The following is an 18,097-nucleotide window of genomic DNA, read 5'->3' on the forward strand; positions in this document are numbered from 1 at the left end:
TAACTTTTTTTATCTCTTTTTAGAGTTTATTGGCGTTAATCGTTTTTTGGAATATTTTCATGAGTCATTCTGAGCACAATCAAACTCGTCGTCGTCTTGTTAAAGGAATTGGCGCGTTATTATTGTTAAGTGTTAGTCCTGTTGGTTTTGCTGCCACAGCATCTATTGTTGCTGTGAGGGTTTGGCCTGCCTCGACTTATACTCGCGTGACTATAGAATCCAGTACCCCACTGAAATATCGTCAGTTTGCATTATCAAATCCTGAACGTATTGTGGTGGATTTAGAAGGTATTCAACTTAATAGCGTGCTGAAAGGTGTCGCTAATCAGGTTCAGACTAGCGATCCGTATTTAAAGCTTATTCGCGTTGGTCAAAATACACCTAAAACAGTACGACTGGTATTTGAAGTAAAAACGCCTGTACAACCACAAATGTTTACGCTTAAACCTGTGGCTGAATTTAAAAACCGTTTGGTGTTAGATTTCTATCCAAGCCATGGTGCTGACACGGAAGACGATCCTCTCTTAGCACTATTGCGTGAATATAACGACGGTGATTTACAACAAGCAGTGCCAGCACAAACTGATACCCGTAAACCGGGTAGAGCAGGGCGAGATAGACCTATTATTATCATGATCGACCCAGGCCATGGTGGAGAAGATCCTGGGGCAATTGGTAAATATAAAACACGTGAAAAAGATGTGGTTTTACAAATTGCTCGTCGCTTAAGAACGCTTATTGATAAAGACGCCAAAATGAAGGCGTATATGACACGTAATGAAGATGTGTTTATTCCATTGACAGTGCGTGTTGCTAAAGCGCGAAAAATGCAGGCAGATTTATTTGTTTCTATCCATGCGGATGCGTTTACAAACCGTTCAGCAAGAGGTTCATCTGTTTTTGCATTATCAAAAACGGGCGCAACCAGTAATACGGCACGTTATCTTGCTCAAACACAAAATGAGTCTGACTTAATTGGTGGGGTGAGTAAAAGTGGCGATCGCTATGTAGACCATGCAATGCTCGATCTCGTACAAACTGCGACTATTAATGACAGCTTAAAATTTGGTAGCGAAGTGCTTAAGCTATTAGGTGGTATTAATAAACTGCATAAAAATAAAGTCGATCAGGCCGGTTTTGCGGTATTAAAAGCGCCTGAGATCCCCTCTATTTTAGTAGAGACTGCCTTTATCAGTAATATCGAAGAAGAGAAGAAACTGAAAACGGCTAAATTCCAGCAACAAATTGCAGAATCTATTTTCAAAGGGATCAAAGCTTATTTCGCTAATGGCGGTGAATTAACGTTAGCTGATCGTAGCTAATCTTTTTCTATATTCTTTTCTTATATTCCAGTGGAAAGCCAATATCATGCGCTTTCTATTGGCGTTTTTTATTGTATTTTAAGTGTAATAAATCTATCTAACACAATGGGTTATTGAGATAAAAGAAATTTAATGTAGTAAATTTATGAGTGAGAAGATTAGATTTGTAAATTAAGAGGAAAAGTAAAATAAGAAGAAATTTTGAAAAGAAATTGGTTGCGGGAGCTGGATTTGAACCAACGACCTTCGGGTTATGAGCCCGACGAGCTACCATGCTGCTCCATCCCGCGACTGAATTGTTGTTTATAGAATTGGTTGCGGGAGCTGGATTTGAACCAACGACCTTCGGGTTATGAGCCCGACGAGCTACCATGCTGCTCCATCCCGCGACTGATACTATAACTTACTGCTTTGTGAATTGGTTGCGGGGGCCAGATTTGAACTGACGACCTTCGGGTTATGAGCCCGACGAGCTACCAAGCTGCTCCACCCCGCGTCTCCACAGAGGGGCACTATACTCAGGATCTGCCGAGTTGCAAGTTTTTTATGAAATTTTTACAGTTTTCTTTTAAAAACGGTCAGAAATAACACATCAAGATGCAAATTTAGGCAGTTATACTCGTCATGCTTCAAATTATTTAGCGTATATACTTGATGTTTAAAAGTCATATTGATTGGGTGATAATAGAAAGCCTTAACAATTAGTATAATCGTATATTTATTGATTTTGCTTTGGTATCTTTCTAACTCAAAATCGACACTCAAATTTAGTTATTAAGCGGGTCAAAAATGGTTACTTGGCGAAAATCGTTAATTTTAGGTATGTTAGCGCTTGCCTTGACAGGATGTCATCGTCCAACAGAGCAAGGGCAACAGTATAAAGATGGAAAGCTTAAGCAAGATCTCATTGAAGTAAGTTCGCCAAACACACAAGGTACACCGATTAATGGCCCTGATTACTTACAACAAGTAAGTCAGATAAACCAAACATCATCTCGTTTGTATAATAGCAACAAAGAGACTTATCAGGCGGTTGAAAACTGGCTACGTTCTGGTGCAGATACTCGTCAATTACGTCAATTTAATCTTTCTGCATTTCAAATGGAAGGGGTTGATAACTACGGTAATGTTCAATTTACTGGTTATTATACGCCAGTCCTTGAAGCTCGTTTAACACGACAAGGTGAATTCCAATATCCTCTTTATAGAATGCCTACTAATAATCGTTCAAAATTGCCTTCTCGTGCTGCTATTTATAATGGTGCATTAAGCCCATCTTTAATTGCAGCGTACAGTAACTCCATTATGGATAATTTTATGATGGAAGTTCAGGGAAGTGGTTATGTTGATTTCGGTGATGGTAAACCTTTAACGTTCTTTGGTTATGCAGGGAAAAACGGACACCCTTATCGTAGTATTGGCAAAGTACTTATTGATAATGGCGAAGTAGAAAAAAAAGATATGTCGATGCTCGCTATTAGAGATTGGGCTGATAAGCACAATGATGCTGAAGTGAGAAAATTATTAGAAGAAAACCCATCGTTTGTTTTTTTCAAACCAGAACCGTTTACCCCTGTTAGAGGTGCCAGTGCTATCCCACTTGTTGCACTTGCCTCTGTGGCTTCTGACAGAAGTATTATTCCAGCCGGAACGGTGTTACTTGCTGAAATTCCTGTACTTGATAATACGGGTAAATTTACAGGTGAATATCAAATGCGTTTAATGGTGGCATTAGATGTAGGCGGAGCAATTAAAGGCCATCATTTCGATATTTATCATGGAATTGGTAAAGATGCTGGCCATATGGCAGGTTTCTATAATCATTATGGGCGTGTTTGGGTATTAAAAAAATCACAGCTTAACTTGCTAAATCCTTCATCATAAAACGATTTACTCTTTATCTGCTCGTTATAAACGGTAAAATTATACACACGACATGGCTATTAATATGAATAGCCATGATTATTTCTGTTATTTAGGTTGTTATCGCACCATGCAAAATTCATTATCAGATTCATATTTACAACGCTTTTCTGGGATCGGGCGACTCTATGGGCAAAAAGCATTGTCTTATTTTGCTCAGGCCCATATCTGTGTCGTGGGTATAGGTGGGGTCGGTAGTTGGGCGGCTGAAGCATTAGCACGCAGTGGTATTGGTGCTATCACCTTAATTGATATGGATGATGTGTGTGTGACGAACACTAATCGTCAAATACATGCGTTGAAAGAAAGCGTGGGGCAGCCCAAATGCGACGTGATGAAACAACGTATTTTAGAAATCAACCCAGAATGCAAAGTGACCAGTATTGATGACTTTATCACAGTTGATAATGTTGCTGAAATGATGAATAACAACTTCGATTATGTCATTGATGCTATTGATAGTGTAAGGCCAAAAGCTGCATTATTAGCGTATTGTCGCCGTTATAAAATTCCAGTGATCACCACGGGTGGTGCTGGTGGGCAAATTGATCCAACCCAAATTCAAGTGGTTGATTTAGCAAAAACAATTCAAGATCCTTTAGCGGCTAAATTAAGAGAGCGTTTGAAATCTGATTTTAATGTTGTAAAAAATAGTAAGGGGAAATTAGGGATCGACTGTGTTTTCTCAACAGAACAGTTAGTTTATCCACAAGGCGATGGTACGGTTTGTGCGGCAAAAAGTACGGCGGATGGTGTGAAACGAATGGATTGTTCAGCCGGTTTTGGTGCTGTAACGATGGTAACGGCGTCATTTGGTTTTATTGCGGTGTCTCATGCATTGAAGAAGATGCTAGCGAAGGCTCAACGTACTCGTCATATTTGAAGTTGTCGTGTTGTTGACGGTGCTCCATCGCACTAGTCGCATACTGATGCTCCTAGTGACTCATTTACTTGTCGCCTAGCTACATATTGAATTATTTAGAGTATAAAACTTAATACTGTGAGGTAAGTGATTTTAATCGTTTGATAATCGCATTCACGCCGTCCGTGCGAGATTGGCTAATTTGATTAGCCAATCCTAATTGATCAAAAATAGCTAACATATCGATATCAGCTATTTCTTGCGCTGTTTTATTTTCAACAGCGGTTAAAATAATAGTCAATAAGCCTTTTACAATACGACCATCACTATCACCATAAATATGGTATTTGCCGTCATTATTTAATTCGACACCTAACCACACTCTGTTCTCACATCCCTTGATCTCTTTTTCTGTTGTTTTTAATTCATCAGGTAATGCGGGTAATTTACGTGAGAGTTGAATTAATTGACGATATTTGTCTTCCCACGCTTTTAATTTTTGGAAATCATTAAGTAATGCTTCTAAAGTGATTTCATGACCAAATGGGTGCTGAGTTGCAAGCAGAGGTGTGTTGTTATTCATTTCAATTATTCATCTTTTAAGAGTGTTAGAGCAAATTTAACGGCATTAATAAAAACATCAATATCAGCGTGTTGATTATAAGGCATAAAAGAAATGCGTAAACAGCCTGAAATGTTTAATGAATCAATAAGAGGCTGTGCGCAGTGTTGCCCTGTGCGTAATGCAATACCTTTCTCTGTGATTAATGTTGCTAAATCACTATGATGAACACCTTCGAAATTGAAGGAAACAACCGATGAATTGGCCGCTCGATAACTAATAAAACCATTTAACTCACTGAGACGTTTTTCTGCTTCTTTTGCAAGCTCAAGAGCATATTGATTAGCCTGATGCATATTTTGTTTTTCTAACCATGCTAATGTGGCTGAAAATGCAATAACACCTGCAACATTAGGTGTTCCCGCTTCAAAGCGTTGAGGAATAGCGGCTGGAGTAAACCCATCAAATGTGACGTGAGCTAGCATCTTTCCACCACCATGCCAAGGAGCCATATCTTCTAAATATTTTCGTTTGCCATAACAAACACCTAATCCATTAGGGCCATAGAGTTTATGAGCGGAAAAAACATAGAAATCGATATCAAGTGCTGTGACATCCGTTGGGTGATGCGCAATACCTTGCGCACCATCGACAACCAATAAGCAATTATCATGTTGATGAACGCATTGAGACACCTTATCTAATGCAATTTGAGCACCTGTTACATTCGACATTTGGCTAACAGCAACAATTCGTGTCCGCTTATTGATTAAAGCATTTAAGCTATTAATTGAAGGTAAAAAATGATCCTCAATTGCCCAGCGGATCACTCGTGCGCCCGTTTGTTCGGCCAGTATCAACCAAGGAATAAGGTTTGCATGATGTTCTTGCTCACTAACAATTATTTCATCACCAGCTTGTAAGCGTGGACGAAAATAGCCTTGAGCAATCAGGTTGAGTGATTCTGTGGTGCCTTTTGTCCAAATAATCGTATCACTATCAGCACTATTGATTAATTTGGCAACTTGTTGACGCGTCCCCTCATATTGTTGCGTTGTTTCCCTAGCATGCTGATATTGGCTACGGTGTACCGTTGCAAAATTGTGGCGATAAAAATTATCGGAGGCTTCTATCATCGCAAGAGGCTTTAATGCCGTAGCTGCGCTATCAAGATACACTGTGTTTGCTTCAAGAGCAGGAAATTGTTGTCGAAATAATTCAGGGGAAAATACGTTCATAATTATGCTGTGTTGGTAGATGAATAACGTTTCGTCATTTGTAGTAAAAATAGGGCGTATAGATTATACGGTTAATTATATTTATTTATAATGAAAAACTAAGAACATCCGTTTATAGCATGATAGTGCGCCCATAATAACACGATAAAGATGGCGAAAATTCGCTCAATAAAAAATCACAGATAGTAGATTTATCATATGTTTTTTCTTTAATTTAATCATGTTAAAGAGAATATGATGCATTTTTCAGAACATTGACAATAAATTTATTGTGAAGAAAAGATGAAAACATCAAAAGTGAGTGTGTAGAAGATGAAAAGTTAGATAAAAATAGGGAATAAAAAAAGCACCGCCTTGGCGGTGCACTATAAAATCACTATGGACAGACAGGGTAAATGTACAGGAAGTGAAAAAAAACAGTAGCATCAGCTACTAAGTCTGGAATTTCCAGACAACTTGCAAACACAACATCACAACCACAAAGCCAAAAGTTTTGCAGTATTACTACTACACAACTTTTCGTTCCGGCTTAGGAAGTGCGCTTACTATAGGTATTTACTGGCTAATCATCAAGGGACAATTTATAATGCTTCGCATAAAAAAAACTAATGATGAAAGTTAGGGTCTACTAATAGCCAAAATAGGGGTTTAAGAACCGAATATGTCTAAACGTTTACCGCCATTAAATGCGCTTAGGGTTTTTGATTCAGCGGCACGTCATTTAAGTTTTACTAAAGCCGCTGAAGAATTATTTGTGACACAAGCAGCAGTGAGCCACCAAATTAAAACATTAGAAGAATTCCTTGGGCTAAAATTATTTAGAAGACGTAACCGTTCTCTTTTATTAACGGAAGAAGGGCAGAGTTATTACCTCGATATTAAGGAAATTTTTTCATCAATTAACGAGGCAACTCGCAAATTATTAGCTAGAAGCGCGAAAGGCGCACTTACCGTTAGCCTTTCTCCAAGTTTTGCGATTCAATGGTTAGTACCTCGGTTATCTGGTTTTAACCAAGCTTATCCGGGAATTGATGTGCGAATTCAAGCTGTTGATAGAGAAGAAGATAAATTGGCTGATGATGTTGATGTCGCCATTTTTTATGGTCGAGGTAATTGGGCTGGGTTGCGTACAGACCGCCTTTATGCAGAATATTTAATTCCTGTTTGTGCACCATCTTTACTTACAGGTGAAAAACCACTAAAAACCCCATCCGATCTGATTTATCATACACTGCTACATGATACATCTCGTCGAGATTGGCAAGCTTATGTACGCCAATTAGAGATACAAAATCAGATAAATGTGCAACAAGGCCCTATTTTTAGCCATAGTTCAATGGTGATACAGGCTGCTGTACATGGACAAGGTGTTGCATTGGTTAATAATGTCATGGCACGTAGTGAAATAGAATCAGGTCGATTAGTAAGACCTTTTCCAGATGTCCTTGTTAGTAAAAATGCATTTTATTTAGTTTGCCAAGATAGTCAGGCTGAATTGGGTAAGATTGCGGCTTTCCGCCAATGGATTTTATCTCAAGCAGCGAATGAGCAAGAAAAGCTGGGTTTACTAACATCATCTTAATATTGCGATTGGTAAATATCTTCTAGATAGGAAGGAATAAACAGTGAATAGTCGTACATTGCTTATGTTTTCCGCGATTAGTGGCTTCTTTTATGTTGCTTTTGGTGCATTTGCAACTCATAAGCTTGCACCTCATTTATCGCCACAACATTGGGAATACATTCAGTTAGCGATGCGCTACCAAATCGTCCATACCTTATTACTTGTCGGAATTGCGGCAATGTTAATGCGTAAAACCATTTTATGGTTTTATTGGGCGGGTATTTTCTTTGGTGTTGGTATTCTACTTTTCAGTGGTAGCCTTTATTGTATGGCGCTAACACAAGTTAGATTGTTATCTTATTTTACGCCAATTGGTGGATTTAGTTTTCTTATTGGTTGGGCATTAATTTTTATTGGCGCTTTGCGTCTAAGGGCACCGGCGTCTCGCCATGAATAAAGTTGCATTATATTGTCGCCAAGGTTTTGAAAAAGAGTGCGCGGCTGAGATTACGGATAAAGCAGGTCAAATCGGCGTTTATGGCTTTCCTCGTGTTAAAGAAGGAAGTGGTTATGTGATCTTTGAATGTTACCAAGAAGGTGATGCAGATAAGATTGCGCGTGATGTGAGTTTCCGTGAATTAATTTTTGCTCGTCAGATGTTTGTGACAGGTGAATTACTTAAAGATTTACCACCAGAAGATAGAATTACACCGATTGTTGGAATGCTAAAAGGTGCTGTTGAAAAAGCAGGTGAACTTCGAGTTGAAGTTGCAGACACTAACGAAAGCAAAGAATTATTAAAATTCTGCCGTAAATTTACGGTGCCATTACGTAATCATTTACGTAATGAGAAAATATTGTTGAAAGTAGAGAACTTTAGCCGTCCTGTTGTTCATGTGTTTTTTATTGCGCCGGGATGTTGTTATGTTGGCTATTCCTATAGTTTTAATAATTCCCCATTTTATATGGGTATTCCTCGATTAAAATTCCCATCAGATGCGCCAAGTCGTTCGACATTAAAACTTGAAGAAGCATTTCATATTTTCATTCCTTATGAAGAGTGGGAAGAGCGTTTAGCAAGTGGAATGAAAGCGGTCGATTTAGGTGCATGCCCCGGTGGTTGGACATATCAATTAGTAAAACGCAGTATGATGGTGCATGCTGTTGATAATGGGCCAATGGCACAATCTTTAATGGATACCGGGCAAGTTCGTCATCACCAAGTTGATGGTTTTAAATTTGAACCTACCTCTAAAAATATCACATGGCTTGTTTGCGATATGGTTGAAAAACCAGCTAAAGTTGCTGCATTAATGACAACTTGGATTGCTAATGAATGGTGTCGTGAAGCTATCTTTAACTTAAAATTGCCAATGAAAAAGCGTTATGAAGAAGTCTCTCATATCCTTGACAAAATAAAGTCAGAATTAGCGGAAAAAGGGATTAACGTTAAGATCCAAGCTAAGCATCTTTATCATGATAGAGAAGAGATAACAGTTCATATACAAAATATTTGGGCCGCTTATCGACCCGACCGTGAATTCTAAAAACGCTCAAATTACATCGGTGTATTGATAACGATAAAAGGCTAAGCTTATAAATAGAAGCTTAGCTTTTTTTAATGAGAGCGAGTTATTTAAAGATATTCGCTGGTTGTGTCTTAATGACTGGGAACTTGGCTATTTTAAACGCAACTGTTGTAGATTACCGTTTAATTGAATATCAGTACGTAATGTCGCGATTTTCCGACTGATAAATGCAGACTCTTTATGAGTAGTAAGTTTGTTTTGCCATTTAGTAGGAACATCATCAATATGTTGATAGAGCGATTCTAGATCTGGATAAGCTTGTAAAAGCTCGGTAGCACTTTTAGGGCCAATACCAGGAACTCCTACAACCTTACTGCTACTGACGCCCGTTAATCCCCAATAATCGGTAAGTTGAGATGGTTCGACACCAAATTCAGATCTAATAAATTCTAAATCTAACCAGCGTCGTTGAAAATAATCGCGTATACGAATAGAGGGAGAAAGTAATTGGCAATAACCTTTATCCGTTGAAATGATCGTGACTCGAAAACCTGCACTTGCCACTTTGGTTGCCAGTGTTGCTGCAACGTCATCTGCTTCATCACCACCTGAGTGCCAGCTTTGTATTCCTAAATTAAGTAACATTGCTTTAATTTCAGGTAATTGTTGTCGCAAGTCATCAGGCATGGGTGTGCGGCCTGCTTTATAATCGGGTAAGAGTTGATGTCGCCAACTACCCTCTCGATCATCTTCATCAAAGACCGCTACAGCATGGGTAGGTTGTGTGTGACCAAGCAGCTGATTGACACTCTGTTCACACACAGTTTGGCAAGAAGAACCTGATGCCGCATGAATGCGGCGGATCAGGTTTAAAGCATCAATAATCAGCAAATGTATCATAATAAATTAGCTGATAATTTCGTAACATGGTTGGTAAGCTGTACCACCCGGAAGTTTCATTCGATGTTGCTCAACAAAGCCGGTTAATAAAATATCCATGCGACGCATAATTTCACGATCACCATGAATTTTATAAGGGCCGTAAGCTTCAATCGCTTTCATACCTACTTCTTTTACGTTACCAGCAACAATACCAGAGAATGCACGACGTAAGTCAGCTGCTAATTTCTCAGGAGATTGATCGGTACTTAAGTTAAGCGATGCCATATTTTCATGTGTTGGCTCAAAAGGATGCTGTAAATCAGCATTGATTTTCATTGACCAATTAAAGCTATAAGCATCACCAGTACTACGACGATTATCTTTGACCAAAGGCATATATTTTTTCATGATACGAGCAACTTCAGGTGCATCATCAATAATAATTTGGTAATGACGTCGAGCTTCGTCGCCTAATGTATTGGCGATAAAGTCATCTAATACATTAAAGTACTCTGCACTCTCTTTAGGGCCAGTTAAAATCAGTGGTAATACTTGGTCTTGATTTTCTGGAGACATCAGAATACCAAGTAAATACAGCAATTCTTCCGCTGTTCCTACACCGCCAGGGAAAATAATAATTCCATGTCCAATTCGCACGAAAGATTCCAGACGCTTTTCAATATCTGGCATAATAATCAGTTCGTTAACTAATGGATTTGGTGGCTCAGCCGCAATGATTGAAGGCTCAGTCATACCAATAAAACGGCTATTTTTATAACGTTGTTGAGCGTGACCAACGGCAGCCCCTTTCATTGGTGCTTCCATCGCACCAGGTCCACAGCCTGTACAGATATTGAGTTCTCGTAACCCTAATTCGTTACCTACTTTTCTACCGTAAAGGTATTCTGTTTCATTGATTGAGTGACCACCCCAGCAAACGATCATGTTAGGATCTTCATCAATATGAAGGGCTCGTGCATTACGTAAAATCGAGAAAATTGTGTTAGTAATGTGAGTACTATTTTCTAAGTTCAGGTGAAGATCGCGTTTGGCTGTTGTGATTTGCCCGTGAACAAACAATATGTCACGAAGCACAGCAAATAAGTTAGCTTGTAGTGAGCGAATAATTTTTCCATCAACAAAGGCGTCTTCAGGAGGATTGACTAACTCAAGTTTTACGCCTCGTTCACGGCGCAGTACGTTAATATCAAAATCTTGGTATTTAGATAACAGTTCTTTACTACTATCAGTAAGGCTACCAGAGTTGAGGACAGCAAGAGAACAATTACGAAACAGCTGATAAAGATCACTGCTTGCGGTTCTCTTTAGCATATCAACTTCTAGCTGTGAAAGCAGATCCATGGAACCTAATGGGCTGACATGAGTTATCACGTAGGACTCCTTTTTCTCCTGAAATAACAAACTGAAGTGCAACTGATCTTGGTATAACACAGATCATATTAACATACAGGCATTATTCCTATTATTGTCTGGCTAATCGACTGATTTTTGGAACAAACTCACAATTACTACGCCAAGGATTGATATCTAATCCACCACGTCGCGTATATCTCGCATAAACAGTTAATGTTTCTGGCGTACATAATTGCATAATATCGTGAAAAATTCGTTCAACACACTGTTCATGAAATTCATTGTGTTGCCTAAATGAAACTAAATAGCGTAGCAGTTTTTCACGGTTAATCTTTTTACCCTTATATTGAATAGCGACTGATCCCCAATCTGGTTGATTGGTAATAAGGCAATTGGATTTTAACAGATGGCTGACAAGGGTTTCTTCAACCAGTGTATCGGTTGTCGATTCGTTTAACCATTGGACATCAAACTGATAATTATCAATTTCGATATCTTGTTCATCAATACACTCTCCAGCAAAATCGACAATAGGTTGTGATGTAAAATGCGAAAGTGGATAGATAGTCAAATTAACTTTGCCTTTAGCACAAGTTGTTAAATCGTTAAGTAAGGTTTTTTCGACGATATCCCAACTTTCAAAGCGAGTTTGATTAAAACTATTGAGATATAATTTAAAACTTTTAGATTCAATAAGATTTTCAGTGGTTGCGTCTAATTCAACATGACCAATAGCAACTTGTGGTAAGCCTTTGCTATTAAGCCATGAGAGCTCATACATAGTCCAAATATCACCACCATGAAAAGGTAAATTTTCAGCAGTTAAAGAGAGTGAATCTCGATTTAGGCTACGTGGTACACCTTGCAATAATCCGGCATCATATTGATCGTGATATTGAGTCTCTTTGCCGAGAGATAATGCTTCAAGAGATTTATCACCTTGATATAAAGACATAATTTACATCCTAACTTTAGCTGAAAATAAAAGAAGGTTAATTATACTATTGAAACATCAATAGTATATGAATGCTTTATTTTTGATGCTCTGAATTAGTGTCATAATCAGGTAATATAAAGGGAATTCTTATTTAAATAGATAAAACAGATAATCATGACTGAAAACATCTCCTCTGAATTAAAAGCCTTTACGCAAAAGTATGTTGATTTGTGGCAAGAAAAATCAGGTTTACCTCCTGCAAGTGAAGATCTTTATGGTGTTCCTTCTATTTGTATATCAAGAACAGGTGATGAGGTTGTTTACTGGTTACCGCAACCTTTTGTAGGAATAGATAAACTAGAAAAAATTGAAAAAGCAATGGGGATTATTATTCGCCCTGAATTGCATGATTACTTTACCACTCAGTATGCTGGTGATATGCAGGTTCGTTTTAGAGATATAGATTTCAGTTTGATCCAAGTGTGGAGCGAAGAAGATTTTATTCGCTTACAAGAAAACATTATTGGTCATTTGGTGACTCAAAAGCGTTTAAAACTTACACCCACATTGTTTATTGGCACTACAGATTCAGAAAATGAAATAATTTCCGTGTGTAATGTTTCCGGTGAAGTCATTCTTGAAACTTTCGGTAAAAAGAAAAGAGAAGTTTTAGCTGAAAATTTATCTCTCTTTTTATCGGAATTAGTCGCTGTATATAATGAGTGATGTAGTCTATAAGCCTTTTTTCTTGTGAGATATATCTTACAAAAAAAGCATGTGTTTTTTATTAAAAAACGCCACTAATAAAAATAAAATTGATTTATTTAAGTAGAGCAATAAGTTATTAACTTATTGTCTTTATTTATAGTTATAGCTCTTTAATTACTTTTATTTTGTGGGTTGTTTAACTAATCAATTATTGGCATTCTACGTCCACCAACTAAGGGACTGTTTGGTGACCGATAAAATATAGAGTGATCAAGGACACAGGAAATAGGATATTTCCATTAATGTTGATACGGACGTAATCTCAAGGATAGATAAAAACGGTCTTGCTTGGACGCATGTGTTGTACAGACAACTATTTTTCTTGTCTAAAAGGGGTTTCGGCTCCTTTTATTTTTTATTTGTTTTCTGCTATTCCATCCCAATGTTATCCTTATTCGTAAGTTTTATATAAGGAATAAATGATGACACCAGAACAACGCATTTTAGCTAAATTGCTCTTGATTGAAGAAGAGATGAAGAATATTGAGCTATGGCAATTAGAATCTCCGACTGAACAAGCATTTGAAAGTGTTGAGCCTTTCTGTATTGATACAATGAGTGCTCATGAATGGTTACAGTGGGTATTAATTCCAAAATTGTCATCGATGATTGAAAATGAAATGCCATTACCGAATGCATTTGCAATCGCACCTTATTACGAAGAAGCATTTAAAGAAGATAAGAGTCGAGATGTTACTGATTTACTCAATCATTTGCGTGAACTTGACGCAATGTTTAAATCATAAGGCCGACAATGCTAGATATTATTTATCAAGATGAATATCTTGTTGCGGTGAATAAACCTGCGGGCTGGCTTGTTCACCGTAGTTGGTTAGATAGACATGAAACAGTGTTTGTAATGCAGACACTAAGAGATCAAATAGGGCAACATGTTTTCCCCGTGCATCGTCTAGATAGACCTACATCAGGTGTTCTATTGATGGCGCTTTCTTCTGATGTCGCTAGAGCGCTATCTCAATCTTTTGAACAACATAAAACAGAAAAAATTTACCATGCCGTTGTCAGAGGGTATGTTGAAGAAGCGCTAGTGATTGATAGCCCTTTAGTGGAGGAGTTAGATAAAATTGCAGACAAATTTGCAACTCAACCTCCACAAATTCAAGAATGTGTAACACATTGCCAGCCATTAGGTACTGTTGAAAAAGAGGTTGCGATTGGGCGCTATCCTACATCTCGATTTAGTTTATTAGAATTGCGTCCTGAAACAGGTCGTAAGCATCAATTACGTCGCCATATGTCTCATATTCGCCATCCAATTATCGGTGATACCGCTCATGGTGATTTACGTCAAAACCGTGGAGTTGTAAATTATTTTCAATCTCATCGCTTGATGTTACATGCAAGCCATCTAAACTTAATTCATCCAATCACATTGCAACCACTTAACTTAACAGCTAAATGGGATCTGCCTTGGCAACACCTTATTAATCAATTTGGTTGGCGTGGATTAAGACCTGAATTAGAGCAGTATGGTGAAGATTTAGCTCATCATTTTTAATTCCTTTCTTATTTTAAATATTACTTTCATTTTGTGACTATCAAGGCTTTTTTACTTAAGTCTTGATGGTTTGCGCAAATTTATAATCTATTTTAATTATTTGTAAAATAAATTATTTTATTAATTGATCTGAACACATGTTTGAAACGTGACAGCTATCATGTATTCATTAAGCGATTTATTTTATGATGTAAAATAAATAAGGCTTATCATTAGATAAGTTTATGAAATAAAACCCACACTACTTTAAACAAATAAAAACTTACAACATATAAAAACCCACATTCCGGGAGTCTGCTTGATGTTTAAAAACCTATTTGTTGTTTTACAAAAAATCGGAAAGTCCTTGATGTTACCGGTATCTGTGCTGCCTATCGCCGGTATTTTATTAGGGGTTGGTTCCGCTGATCTTTCATGGATCCCTTCTTCTGTTTCTCAAGTTATGGCAGAAGCTGGTGGTTCGGTTTTCTCTAATATGCCACTTATTTTTGCGATTGGTGTTGCATTAGGTTTTACCAATAATGATGGGGTATCAGCACTAGCCTCTGTTGTGGCTTATGGCATTATGTCAAAAACTATGCTGGTAGTGGCCCCTTGGGTATTAGGTTTATCACCTGATAGTGTTGAAATACAACGTTTAACTGATACGGGGGTACTCGGTGGTATCATTGCGGGTATTATTGCCGCATCAATGTTTAACCGCTTTTATCGTATTAAACTTCCTGAGTATTTAGGTTTCTTTGCAGGTAAACGCTTTGTCCCTATTATTTCTGGTCTGATTGCGATTTTTGTGGGTATTCTTCTATCCTTTATTTGGCCACCTATCGGTACAGCTATCCAACGTTTTTCTGAGTGGGCTGCCTATCAAAACCCAGCAGTTGCTTTCGGTATTTATGGTGTTGTTGAGCGTGCATTGGTGCCGTTTGGTTTGCACCATATCTGGAATGTACCGTTCCAAATGCAAGTGGGTGAATATGTAAATAGTGCAGGACAAGTATTCCATGGCGATATTCCTCGCTATATGGCAGGAGACCCTACTGCGGGTATGTTGTCAGGTGGCTTTTTATTTAAGATGTTTGGTTTGCCTGCAGCAGCTATTGCGATATGGCATTCAGCTCGTCCTGAGAATCGTGTAAAAGTGGGCGGTATCATGATTTCTGCGGCATTAACTGCCTTCTTAACAGGGATCACAGAACCTATCGAATTCTCATTTATGTTCGTCGCACCTATTCTTTATGTTATTCACGCCATTTTAGCTGGCTTAGCATTTGTTATTTGTATTCTGTTAGGTATGCGTGATGGGACGAGTTTCTCTCATGGCTTAATTGACTTTATCGTATTAAGCGGTAACAGCAGTAAGCTGTACCTGTTCCCAATTATTGGCATACTTTATGCGATAACTTATTACTCTATTTTCCGTTTCTTAATCGTGAAACTAAACCTGAAAACTCCAGGTCGCGAAGTTGAAGATAAAAATGCAAAACAAGCTGATAAGAGTGCAATGGGGCAATCTTTAGTCGCTGCGTTTGGTGGCAAAGACAATATCAGTAGCTTAGATGCTTGTATTACTCGTTTACGTATTGGCGTTAAAGAAATTGAAAAAGTCGATCGTGATGAGTTGAAAAGATTAGGTGCTGCTGGTGTTGTGGTTGTTGGCTCGGGTATTCAAGCGATATTTGGCCCTAAATCAGATAATCTAAAAACTGAAATGGATGAATATATAAGGTCTTTAGGTAACGATAAATAGCTTACTATATTCCACACTAAATAAAAAAGCACTCCCATGTAAAACTCGGGAGTGTTTTTTTATTGCAATAATATTTATGCTGGTTATGCCATTCTATTAATTATTAAATAGAGTGGGAAAATATCATGCTAACCGTCAAAAGTAATCATAGAAGTTTTATATTATCCATAACAGATATAAATGATAAAAAAAATAGAGAGAGTGCTGTATTCGATAAAAATAACATTTCACTTTTTTTTAAAAAAGGAAATGATAATATTTTTATTCTTAATAAGGATAAGGATTTTTTATTAAATAATATAAAAAAAGAATTAGATAATTCAATTGATAAATATACTAATAATGGTAAAAATAAAGAACATCTAAAAAAACTGGAAGACAGGATTAACTCAGGAGGCGTTAAAACTTTTTTTGATAGTAAAGATAAAATAATCAGCGTGAAAAATATTAATGATATCGGTGATGTCGAAAAAATATTTACTGGTTTGCTTTCCTATAAAAAAAAGGACAGCTTATTTAATAAAATGAAAAAGAATATTTATAATACTAGTTCTCTTGAAAAAATGGTTTTTAATGATGATAGTCCAATTATAAATAGCTTTATAAGCCATAAAGGTCAGTTTTATAAAATAGATCATATTAATGAAAGTTTATATAATAAGAGTAATGGTGGTAATAATTTATTGAATATATTTTCAAATGAAAATAATAATATTGGCTTTCATGGATGTAGTTTATCCATTATGAAAATAGAAGATGAGATACAAACTAATCAGGAGAGTTATTGCAAGGTTGATATAATACCTTCCATCAAGGACACACCATGTGAAATTAAAAAAATTGAAAATGAAATTAAATTAATTAAAAATGAATTACATTCAAAAGTAAGTAGCCATAAAAAAATAGTCGATGTAGCTTTAGCAATAAATAATATTGTTGATTTTTTAGGTTATAAAGATATATCTGAAATAAATATTGATATGTTAACTAGGAAGAAAATCGAAATTAATAATGAATTTGATATTGTTAGACAGTTAAATTCAAATGAAAAGATAGAAGATGAACATAGATTAATAGAATTTAAATCTAGCTTAGAAAAAATAAAAACTATAAAAAATGAATATTATAAATCCATTGAATCGGCTAATTATTTTGGAATTGAATTGTTAATTGAGGTGGATAATAAATTGAAAGGATATACTGCTAGGATTAATAGTGAAATTCAAAAAGAAAATATTTTATTAAATATTAATAAAATCGCTTCATTACTTTTTATTAATAATAATTCTCTAGAGAATAGTAATAGCTTTTTTTCTAAAGCATATAAGTTTTTCTTTCCTAAATCATATCAGAAACGACTCGATATCAATAATAAAAACCATGGCAATATAATGAAAGCACATGAAAATTTAAATATTATACTGAATAGCGATGCTTTCAACGGTGGAAAACTACCCGAATGGGCTAATAAATTAATAACAAAAACGCTAAAGGAATCAAAACCTAAAAATGATATATTTTGGTTTTTTTCAAAAGAAAGAAATGAATGGAATAAAATTTACAATACTCTTTTGTTAAATAAGTAAATATGTGGCTTATGTAGTATTTCTTTATCCTTTGTTTTGATATAAACCGTTATTAATTAATGACGGTTTATATCTATTAAATTAATTTATTTTTAGGTCATAAAACTAAATCAATTTAAATATTAATATAAAAATATAAAAATATAAATCAGACATTAAATTAATAAAATAAGTATTTTTTCATTTATTCTACTGAATTCTAGGATGATATGAAGTAATTAACGACCCTGAAGCTTGAGATAAAGGTTAAATTTCTATATGTTAGGCAAGCTAAGTTTATTGAA

16 protein-coding genes and 3 tRNA genes are annotated in these 18,097 nt (G+C 36.4%); 11 read left to right on the plus strand and 8 right to left on the minus strand.

Going from position 1 to position 18,097, the window contains the following annotated elements; all coding sequences use genetic code 11:
• The first annotated feature begins 59 nt into the window (after window positions 1-59).
• Window positions 60-1,322 carry an N-acetylmuramoyl-L-alanine amidase AmiC gene (amiC, locus tag GWI59_RS06120; protein WP_072064277.1) on the plus strand — a complete coding sequence of 421 codons (1,263 nt, stop codon included), beginning with the start codon at window positions 60-62 and terminating at the stop codon, window positions 1,320-1,322.
• Window positions 1,323-1,535: 213 nt separating this feature from the next.
• On the opposite strand, the gene GWI59_RS06125 is transcribed toward amiC, so the two are convergent.
• From GWI59_RS06125 to GWI59_RS06135, 3 genes are all read right to left on the minus strand, one after another.
• Window positions 1,536-1,612, minus strand: a tRNA-Met gene (locus GWI59_RS06125).
• A 22-nt stretch (window positions 1,613-1,634) separates the two neighbouring features.
• Window positions 1,635-1,711, minus strand: a tRNA-Met gene (locus GWI59_RS06130).
• Window positions 1,712-1,741: 30 nt separating this feature from the next.
• Window positions 1,742-1,818: transfer RNA gene (locus GWI59_RS06135), tRNA-Met, on the minus strand.
• A 293-nt stretch (window positions 1,819-2,111) separates the two neighbouring features.
• On the opposite strand from GWI59_RS06135, the gene mltA reads away from it, so the two are divergent.
• Window positions 2,112-3,206, plus strand: a complete 1,095-nt coding sequence (gene mltA / locus GWI59_RS06140) for a murein transglycosylase A (protein ID WP_006535933.1) — start codon at window positions 2,112-2,114, stop codon at window positions 3,204-3,206.
• Window positions 3,207-3,315: 109 nt separating this feature from the next.
• Complete coding sequence (tcdA, locus tag GWI59_RS06145) at window positions 3,316-4,128, plus strand: tRNA cyclic N6-threonylcarbamoyladenosine(37) synthase TcdA (RefSeq protein ID WP_006535932.1); 813 nt, start codon at window positions 3,316-3,318, stop codon at window positions 4,126-4,128.
• Between the two features lie 109 nt (window positions 4,129-4,237).
• On the opposite strand, the gene csdE is transcribed toward tcdA, so the two are convergent.
• Window positions 4,238-4,690 carry a cysteine desulfurase sulfur acceptor subunit CsdE gene (gene csdE, locus GWI59_RS06150; RefSeq protein ID WP_109848109.1) on the minus strand — a complete coding sequence of 151 codons (453 nt, stop codon included), beginning with the start codon at window positions 4,688-4,690 and terminating at the stop codon, window positions 4,238-4,240.
• A gap of 5 nt (window positions 4,691-4,695) precedes the next feature.
• On the minus strand, window positions 4,696-5,907 hold the full coding sequence (gene csdA, locus GWI59_RS06155; protein WP_109848110.1) for a cysteine desulfurase CsdA: 1,212 nt from the start codon (window positions 5,905-5,907) through the stop codon (window positions 4,696-4,698).
• Window positions 5,908-6,568: 661 nt separating this feature from the next.
• Between csdA and GWI59_RS06160 the strand changes: the two genes are divergently transcribed.
• From GWI59_RS06160 to rlmM, 3 genes are read left to right on the plus strand one after another with little or no spacing between them, the layout of a single operon-like run.
• Window positions 6,569-7,489: a transcriptional regulator GcvA gene (locus GWI59_RS06160; RefSeq protein WP_161671164.1), complete on the plus strand. Its 921-nt coding sequence runs from the start codon at window positions 6,569-6,571 to the stop codon at window positions 7,487-7,489.
• 43 nt (window positions 7,490-7,532) lie between these two features.
• Window positions 7,533-7,928 carry a DUF423 domain-containing protein gene (locus GWI59_RS06165; protein ID WP_036913817.1) on the plus strand — a complete coding sequence of 132 codons (396 nt, stop codon included), beginning with the start codon at window positions 7,533-7,535 and terminating at the stop codon, window positions 7,926-7,928.
• The gene (gene rlmM, locus GWI59_RS06170) at window positions 7,921-9,018 is read left to right on the plus strand and encodes a 23S rRNA (cytidine(2498)-2'-O)-methyltransferase RlmM (RefSeq protein ID WP_109848112.1); all 1,098 of its coding nucleotides are present in this window, start codon (window positions 7,921-7,923) and stop codon (window positions 9,016-9,018) included. The genes GWI59_RS06165 and rlmM overlap by 8 nt, the downstream gene beginning before the upstream one ends.
• Before the next feature lie 132 nt (window positions 9,019-9,150).
• Here rlmM and xni read toward each other — a convergent pair whose 3' ends face one another.
• The 3 genes from xni to queF form a co-directional block, all read right to left on the minus strand.
• Window positions 9,151-9,900 (minus strand): flap endonuclease Xni, encoded by a 750-nt coding sequence (gene xni, locus GWI59_RS06175; protein ID WP_006535925.1) that lies wholly within the window; start codon window positions 9,898-9,900, stop codon window positions 9,151-9,153.
• Window positions 9,901-9,906: 6 nt separating this feature from the next.
• Window positions 9,907-11,274, minus strand: coding sequence for a nucleotide 5'-monophosphate nucleosidase PpnN (gene ppnN, locus GWI59_RS06180; protein WP_072064271.1), 1,368 nt, complete (start codon window positions 11,272-11,274; stop codon window positions 9,907-9,909).
• Between the two features lie 91 nt (window positions 11,275-11,365).
• Window positions 11,366-12,211, minus strand: a complete 846-nt coding sequence (gene queF, locus GWI59_RS06185; RefSeq protein ID WP_006535921.1) for an NADPH-dependent 7-cyano-7-deazaguanine reductase QueF — start codon at window positions 12,209-12,211, stop codon at window positions 11,366-11,368.
• Window positions 12,212-12,367: 156 nt separating this feature from the next.
• On the opposite strand from queF, the gene syd reads away from it, so the two are divergent.
• From syd to GWI59_RS06210, 5 genes are all read left to right on the plus strand, one after another.
• Window positions 12,368-12,919 (plus strand): SecY-interacting protein, encoded by a 552-nt coding sequence (syd, locus tag GWI59_RS06190; RefSeq protein ID WP_006535920.1) that lies wholly within the window; start codon window positions 12,368-12,370, stop codon window positions 12,917-12,919.
• A 464-nt stretch (window positions 12,920-13,383) separates the two neighbouring features.
• On the plus strand, window positions 13,384-13,707 hold the full coding sequence (locus tag GWI59_RS06195; protein ID WP_109399947.1) for a YqcC family protein: 324 nt from the start codon (window positions 13,384-13,386) through the stop codon (window positions 13,705-13,707).
• Between the two features lie 8 nt (window positions 13,708-13,715).
• Entirely contained in the window at window positions 13,716-14,480 is a 765-nt protein-coding gene (gene truC, locus GWI59_RS06200) for a tRNA pseudouridine(65) synthase TruC (RefSeq protein ID WP_109399946.1), read from the plus strand.
• Window positions 14,481-14,781: 301 nt separating this feature from the next.
• Complete coding sequence (gene ptsG, locus GWI59_RS06205) at window positions 14,782-16,227, plus strand: PTS glucose transporter subunit IIBC (RefSeq protein WP_161724264.1); 1,446 nt, start codon at window positions 14,782-14,784, stop codon at window positions 16,225-16,227.
• Window positions 16,228-16,352: 125 nt separating this feature from the next.
• Entirely contained in the window at window positions 16,353-17,813 is a 1,461-nt protein-coding gene (locus GWI59_RS06210; RefSeq protein WP_161724267.1) for a hypothetical protein, read from the plus strand.
• The last annotated feature ends 284 nt before the right edge of the window (window positions 17,814-18,097 follow it).

Source organism: Proteus sp. G2673 (genome assembly GCF_009915125.1).
In the GTDB taxonomy this organism is placed as follows: domain Bacteria; phylum Pseudomonadota; class Gammaproteobacteria; order Enterobacterales; family Enterobacteriaceae; genus Proteus; species Proteus penneri.

Bases quoted from the DNA above. Each gene is read 5' to 3' on its own strand.
- amiC (WP_072064277.1), top strand. From the start codon at position 60: ATGAGTCATTCTGAGCACAATCAAACTCGTCGTCGTCTTGTTAAAGGA.
- mltA (WP_006535933.1), top strand. From the start codon at position 2,112: ATGGTTACTTGGCGAAAATCGTTAATTTTAGGTATGTTAGCGCTTGCC.
- tcdA (WP_006535932.1), top strand. From the start codon at position 3,316: ATGCAAAATTCATTATCAGATTCATATTTACAACGCTTTTCTGGGATC.
- csdE (WP_109848109.1), bottom strand. From the start codon at position 4,690: ATGAATAACAACACACCTCTGCTTGCAACTCAGCACCCATTTGGTCAT.
- csdA (WP_109848110.1), bottom strand. From the start codon at position 5,907: ATGAACGTATTTTCCCCTGAATTATTTCGACAACAATTTCCTGCTCTT.
- GWI59_RS06160 (WP_161671164.1), top strand. From the start codon at position 6,569: ATGTCTAAACGTTTACCGCCATTAAATGCGCTTAGGGTTTTTGATTCA.
- rlmM (WP_109848112.1), top strand. From the start codon at position 7,921: ATGAATAAAGTTGCATTATATTGTCGCCAAGGTTTTGAAAAAGAGTGC.
- xni (WP_006535925.1), bottom strand. From the start codon at position 9,900: ATGATACATTTGCTGATTATTGATGCTTTAAACCTGATCCGCCGCATT.
- queF (WP_006535921.1), bottom strand. From the start codon at position 12,211: ATGTCTTTATATCAAGGTGATAAATCTCTTGAAGCATTATCTCTCGGC.
- syd (WP_006535920.1), top strand. From the start codon at position 12,368: ATGACTGAAAACATCTCCTCTGAATTAAAAGCCTTTACGCAAAAGTAT.
- GWI59_RS06195 (WP_109399947.1), top strand. From the start codon at position 13,384: ATGACACCAGAACAACGCATTTTAGCTAAATTGCTCTTGATTGAAGAA.
- truC (WP_109399946.1), top strand. From the start codon at position 13,716: ATGCTAGATATTATTTATCAAGATGAATATCTTGTTGCGGTGAATAAA.
- ptsG (WP_161724264.1), top strand. From the start codon at position 14,782: ATGTTTAAAAACCTATTTGTTGTTTTACAAAAAATCGGAAAGTCCTTG.
- GWI59_RS06210 (WP_161724267.1), top strand. From the start codon at position 16,353: ATGCTAACCGTCAAAAGTAATCATAGAAGTTTTATATTATCCATAACA.